This window comes from Serratia sp. N21D137 (assembly GCF_047530005.1).
Classification (GTDB): domain Bacteria; phylum Pseudomonadota; class Gammaproteobacteria; order Enterobacterales; family Enterobacteriaceae; genus Chania; species Chania fonticola_B.
Map to the genome: position 1 here is coordinate 1 of NZ_JBLJAJ010000069.1, position 5,498 is coordinate 5,498.

Sequence of the window (5,498 nt, forward strand, 5' to 3'; positions counted from 1 at the left end):
AATGACGATCTCGTCATGTTGATACTGGAGCAATCCCGGGAGGCGGGGATCATCAGAAGCTTTGAAAGGTGTGATGAGGGAAAAATTGAAGTTTCCATCATACGTGACAGAGACCCAGAGGAGTAATCGGCCGACAGGCAAGAACCTTGTCGTTCCTGCCTGTGCACTTTCCGGTTTGTGTATTTTCGGCAACCCGGCACCCTGCCCCGCCAAACCCCACATGTAGTGTCATCACCAGCTGATTAAGACACTAGATGTGGTGGTTTCCCCCGCCAGATCCGGTTCACAAATCACGTGGTTCATGATTAATTTGATTCCGAGTTAGGGTGTAATTCCATAAATCGGAAACCAAAAAAGGATCCATAAGGATCCTCACGACGAATTACTTTGCGTGCAGCCGGACCACGGTTGGGCGATAATTTGGGGGACCGGCGATCGCCATCGATGCCCACGGCGAAAAAACGGGCGTTTTAGGACAAGATTGCGCTACGTGAAATCTGAACGTCGACGTGGGGCGTAGATGGGCAGATTTTACGTAGCGCACCCCATCGACATCAGCGAGATGACGCGAGGAGAAAGACACCATGGGACAGGATCTCACCCCTGAGCAGGCACGGTTTGCCGTGCTGTTGACCGACTATCCGCGGATCGCCGGGTACTGGGACTTTGCTACACGACGATGTGATGAAAACGCGTTGCGGTCGGCACTCAATATCATGAGCCGCGGCGAACGGCAAGTGGCCCTGTTCTTCTTGTCGTTGTGGACCGGCAATGATGAGGGGTTTGACCTGCTGGAGGCGGCACGTGTCGTGGATAGCAAACACCGTCAGCTGGTGATCCATTGGCTGCGCGATCCGTTCTGGCCATGATGCAGCGCGCCGGTTACCGGGGAGGACTGGCCACCACCGGCACACCGAATGGCCAAGAAACCCCGTTGCTGGACACGCGGGATTATCAGCATGCGCTGGCGCTGCGCAAAATGGCGCTGGTTTACGATGAACTGCCGCGCTATCTGCTGGCCCCGGAAGTGGCTGCCCTGCTTCACTATCTGCCTGACTGGCCACAGCATGCGCTCATTAATTTGCTGTGGAACACCGGTGCCCGGATCAATGAAGCCCTTTCGCTCAAGCGGCGAGACATACGGCTCACCGTTGAGATGCCCCATATCATTCTGCGTACCGCCAAACAACGACGCAGTGGCCCCGGCCGTCCTGCCAAAGGGAAATCGGCCAATCGGCTTATCCCCCTGACCGATCCGCACTTTGTCGACGAGCTGCGTCGGCTATTTGCCAGTACCAAGGAACAGTTCGAGATTGACGCACAAACGTGTGAACGTACCCCCTTGCCGATTTGGCAAACCACCGATCGCACGGTGCGCAACTGGCTCACCAAGGCCGAGCGCCAGGCCAGCAGCGAGGGCATTCATTTTAGCGTGCCAGTGACGCCGCATGTTTTTCGGCACAGCTACGCGATGCATATGCTCTATCAGGGCACGCCGCTGAAGGTGTTGCAGGGGCTGATGGGCCACGAAAAAGGGGAAAGTACGGAAGTGTATACCCGGGTGTTTGCGCTCGATATCGTGGCCAACCGCCAGGTCCAGTTCACGCTGTCGACGCAGGATGCGCTCACGATGATACGGGAGGCTGAAGCGTCCCCAGGCACTGGGCGATAACGAATAAAGTGCTAACGCTCTGCGGTTATTCAAATACCTCCGCCCTGTCAGATGAACGGCCAGGACTGAGATATTTCGCTGTGAATTTCCGAGTTGCTTGAGAGCCTGACATGCACACAATACCAGAGCTGTGACGTGAGGGAGTTGGGCGTATAGGAGCTTATGACATGATCAGAGAACGGCAGTTTTCCTGGAAGAATGCCTTTTTCTCTATGGTCATGTCATTTTTTAATGGGTTTTTTAGCGATCCCTCACTAACCCAACCTTGTGGCGGCTGCTTTGTAAACTTCCAGCCGTTCGCGTTTACCTACAGCAAGGACGAGGATCACAACAGTTTCATCCTCGACTTTGTAGACTAGCCGATAACCGGATGCGCGGAGTTTGATCTTATAGCAATCAGGTAAGGAGTGCAGTCGGTTAGCCTCAATGCGTGGCGCCTCAACAATCTGCGCCAGCTTCTTTTTTAACTGTTGACGTACAGTCTCACCTAATTTTTTCCACTCTTTGAAGGCTGCATTGTCAAAGTCAATCTTATAAGTCATCGAGTGTTACTCGGATCCGTTTGCCAGGATTCGCCAGACGTTCACGCGCTAACTCGATGATATCTGCGTCTTCATCAGCCAGTAATGCCACCTGAACCGGAAGGCGGTTATTTTGTGCAACGTATTCAAGCACCATACGTACAGCTTCCGAGGCTGTGATCCCCAATCCGTCGAGCGCTACACCGGCCCGGGCCTTTAAGTCATCGTCGATACGAATATTCATTGTACCCATGTCGATATCCCCATGTGGTTACGTTTGTATATACATATTAAGGTATAACCGACAATAAATAAAGTACATATGGTCCTGTGCTTCACAGTAGCGCCGTCTTCTGTCTGGGATCTATAGCTTTAAAAGGAGCATCTTGGTTTTAAAGGAAATATGCGGAATTTCAACCGCTCCTCATTTCTGCATGATGCTGCTGAAGGTGATTCACCGTCATGGTTAGTTCGTGAGAAATTTACTTTTAATTATGTTGATTTTTTATCTTTTATGCATGATTATTGGTTTAATTCAAATAAGCTACATAAATATGGAGTTGGTGATTATGGATTCTCATCAGACAGAGAAAGTCGCATTACGTGCCGAAAAAATGCTGTCCGCGTTGACTGAGCAGATACAACTTCAGAAAGAAGAGCTCAAGGAAAACGAATATTTTCAGGTGTATGCCAAAGCTGCCGTTGCAAAATTTCCAAAACTGACGCGTGCTAACGTGGACTATGCCGTCAGCGAGATGGAAAATGGCGGTTATGTCTTCGAGAAACGTGCAGCCGGTTCGTCCACCAAGTACGCGATGACCGTCCAGAATATTGTCGATATTTATCATCACCGAGGTGTCCCTAAATATCGCGATCGCCATCCTGAAGCAATGACTCTTTTTGTCGGCAACTTAAAGGGCGGGGTCTCAAAGACCGTTTCTACGGTATCACTGGCTCATGCCCTGCGTGCCCACCCTCACCTCCTTTTTGAAGATTTACGCGTCCTGGTCATTGATCTGGATCCACAGTCCTCGGCCACTATGTTTTTGAACCATACCCGTGCCGTGGGCTTGGTTGAGACAACCTCTGCGCAGGCCATGCTCCAAAACGTCAGTCGGGAAGAGTTGCTCAATGAGTTCATCGTGCCGTCTGTTGTACCCGGCGTCGACGTTCTTCCCGCATCCATCGATGATGCTTTCATCGCTTCAGGTTGGGAAAGTTTGTGTGCCGAGCATTTACCTGGCCAAAACCCCCATGCTGTCTTGCGTGAGAACATCATTGATAAACTGAAGTCTGATTATGATTTTATCTTTGTCGACAGCGGCCCTCACCTGGATGCATTCCTCAAGAACGCGATTGCGGCCGCCGATCTCCTGATGACGCCGATCCCGCCTGCACAGGTGGATTTCCATTCGACATTGAAGTACCTGACCCGTCTGCCTGAGCTGGTCAGTATCATTGAAGCCTCTGGTTGCCCGTGCCGGTTGCAGGGAAACATCGGTTTTATGTCCAAACTGTCCAACAAGCCCGATCACAAAGTCTGCCACAGCCTCGCGAAAGAGATTTTTGGCGGAGACATGCTCGATGCGGCTTTGCCACGCCTTGATGGTTTTGAACGTTGTGGCGAATCGTTTGATACAGTGATCTCCGCGAATCCGGCGACCTACGTGGGGAGCAGCGAGGCATTGAAAAATGCGCGTACTGCTGCTGAAGACTTTGCCAAAGCGGTATTTGACCGCATTGAATTTATCCGAATGAATTGAGGTGCCCGATGAGCACAAAACGTCTGACAATCGGGCGCACGTTTAGTGCGCCAGTTCTTAACAGCGAAGCCGAGCCAGAAGCATTCAAACAGGTCTTTACCCTGTCGTCTGGCAGGAAGGTTGTCTTCACCAAAGTGACAGTGCCGGCGGTAGAGGTTGAAACAAAAACGTATGTGACTCAGGAAGTCAACGGACGTGATCAGTCTGCGCTCACCCCTGAATCCCTTCAGGATATTACGCGGAGCATCAGCCTGCAGCAGTTTTTCCCTGCCATTGGTGTCCGTCGCGATAATCGTATCGAGATCCTGGATGGCTCACGTCGTCGTGCTTCTGCCATTCTCAAACATGTCGGTCTGGATATTTTAGTCACAGATGAGCCACTCTCGGTCACCGAAGCCAGAAAGCTGGCCCAGGATATTCAAACGGCTCGGGAACATAACATTCGTGAAGTGGGAACGCGGCTACTGGCCCTTAAGCAAAGTGGACTGACACAAAAAGAAATCGCTGAAGCAGAGGGATTGTCGCAAGCCAAAGTTACGCGAGCGTTGCAGGCAGCCAGTGTATCTTCTGAGTTGCTATCCCTTTTCCCGATCCAATCTGAACTGTCTTTTTCTGACTATAAAGTGTTGCTGACGGCAGAAGAATTGTTGGTCAGCAATCAACGTTCAGTATCAGAACTCATCGAAAATATCAGTAGCGTCGTCCGTGGGATCCGTGAGCAGTCATTGCTGGCCGCAGATGAGGTCAAGACTAAAATCCTCACGGTAATAAGGGATGAAGCCACGGTATTGGGAGAGCCAGCGAAAGGAGAAGCGGCTGTCATCACCCCACTCTGGCAGTTTTCTGACAAGAACAAATATGCCCGTAAGAAGATCCGGGGACGCATGTTCAGTTACGAGTTTAACCGTGTATCGCCCGAGCTGCAGGGTGCCATTGATGATGCAGTGAAGGCTGTCTTGGCTAAGCATCTGAAGTCATAATTGCAAATGTTCCCCACTCCTTTTTCAGTGTTAACTGTTTAAAATTAATGCCTTTTTATGGGGATTTCACGGTGAAATCCCCATGGATTTCGACGCAACACACCTCGGCTTACCTTGCAATGCCCTTTCTCTATAGCCAGTTCGTAGTGAAAATTTCGGTTCGTTCTCCACGCAAATACATGACTTAACGTATTGTATTTGATGAATATCTTCGGTGAATTTCACGCTGAAATCTCCAAGGTTGCACTAATTTTTAGTCAGATCCTATCAAAGCGTAAACCTTTCTACTGCCTTTTACATTGAAATTCCAATACCTTTCTCCATGCGAAAGTGGCATGTAACCTATTGTATTTAAAAAACATCAAGAGAGAATTTCACGGTGAAATCCCCACATTTTCATCCGAAGTGTGGAAAGTTGTCCGCAGAAACGGTGGGTAAGTGTCAATGCCAATCGAATAGTGACCCAGGCTGCCAAAGTAAATCTGACCCACCCCTGTTAGCGGTTAGCCAGAAATGTCGGCGGTTGCCGGCTTCTTCAACTGACCACTTTTTAACTTGTCCT

6 protein-coding genes are annotated in these 5,498 nt (G+C 50.3%); 4 read left to right on the plus strand and 2 right to left on the minus strand.

Features of this window, described 5'->3' with window-relative positions; all coding sequences use genetic code 11:
* Nucleotides 1-584: 584 nt before the first annotated feature.
* A complete protein-coding gene (locus ACMV5H_RS24875; RefSeq protein WP_414822730.1) occupies nt 585-869 on the plus strand; it encodes a hypothetical protein in 285 nt (94 codons plus the stop codon).
* Nucleotides 866-1,672 carry a tyrosine-type recombinase/integrase gene (locus ACMV5H_RS24880; protein ID WP_414822732.1) on the plus strand — a complete coding sequence of 269 codons (807 nt, stop codon included), beginning with the start codon at nt 866-868 and terminating at the stop codon, nt 1,670-1,672. The genes ACMV5H_RS24875 and ACMV5H_RS24880 overlap by 4 nt, the downstream gene beginning before the upstream one ends.
* A gap of 254 nt (nt 1,673-1,926) precedes the next feature.
* Here the strand turns inward: ACMV5H_RS24880 and ACMV5H_RS24885 are convergent, their stop codons facing one another.
* Both ACMV5H_RS24885 and ACMV5H_RS24890 read right to left on the minus strand, forming a co-directional pair.
* Nucleotides 1,927-2,214 (minus strand): type II toxin-antitoxin system RelE family toxin, encoded by a 288-nt coding sequence (locus ACMV5H_RS24885; protein WP_037376617.1) that lies wholly within the window; start codon nt 2,212-2,214, stop codon nt 1,927-1,929.
* Nucleotides 2,204-2,446 (minus strand): type II toxin-antitoxin system RelB/DinJ family antitoxin, encoded by a 243-nt coding sequence (locus ACMV5H_RS24890; protein ID WP_004966044.1) that lies wholly within the window; start codon nt 2,444-2,446, stop codon nt 2,204-2,206. The genes ACMV5H_RS24885 and ACMV5H_RS24890 overlap by 11 nt, the downstream gene beginning before the upstream one ends.
* Nucleotides 2,447-2,762: 316 nt before the next feature.
* Between ACMV5H_RS24890 and ACMV5H_RS24895 the strand changes: the two genes are divergently transcribed.
* Both ACMV5H_RS24895 and ACMV5H_RS24900 read left to right on the plus strand, forming a co-directional pair.
* Nucleotides 2,763-3,956 carry an AAA family ATPase gene (locus tag ACMV5H_RS24895; protein ID WP_037376639.1) on the plus strand — a complete coding sequence of 398 codons (1,194 nt, stop codon included), beginning with the start codon at nt 2,763-2,765 and terminating at the stop codon, nt 3,954-3,956.
* A gap of 8 nt (nt 3,957-3,964) precedes the next feature.
* The gene (locus ACMV5H_RS24900; protein ID WP_414822731.1) at nt 3,965-4,936 is read left to right on the plus strand and encodes a ParB family protein; all 972 of its coding nucleotides are present in this window, start codon (nt 3,965-3,967) and stop codon (nt 4,934-4,936) included.
* Nucleotides 4,937-5,498: the final 562 nt, after the last annotated feature.

Bases quoted from the DNA above. Each gene is read 5' to 3' on its own strand.
- ACMV5H_RS24880 (WP_414822732.1), top strand. From the start codon at position 866: ATGATGCAGCGCGCCGGTTACCGGGGAGGACTGGCCACCACCGGCACA.
- ACMV5H_RS24885 (WP_037376617.1), bottom strand. From the start codon at position 2,214: ATGACTTATAAGATTGACTTTGACAATGCAGCCTTCAAAGAGTGGAAA.
- ACMV5H_RS24900 (WP_414822731.1), top strand. From the start codon at position 3,965: ATGAGCACAAAACGTCTGACAATCGGGCGCACGTTTAGTGCGCCAGTT.
- ACMV5H_RS24895 (WP_037376639.1), top strand. From the start codon at position 2,763: ATGGATTCTCATCAGACAGAGAAAGTCGCATTACGTGCCGAAAAAATG.
- ACMV5H_RS24875 (WP_414822730.1), top strand. From the start codon at position 585: ATGGGACAGGATCTCACCCCTGAGCAGGCACGGTTTGCCGTGCTGTTG.
- ACMV5H_RS24890 (WP_004966044.1), bottom strand. From the start codon at position 2,446: ATGGGTACAATGAATATTCGTATCGACGATGACTTAAAGGCCCGGGCC.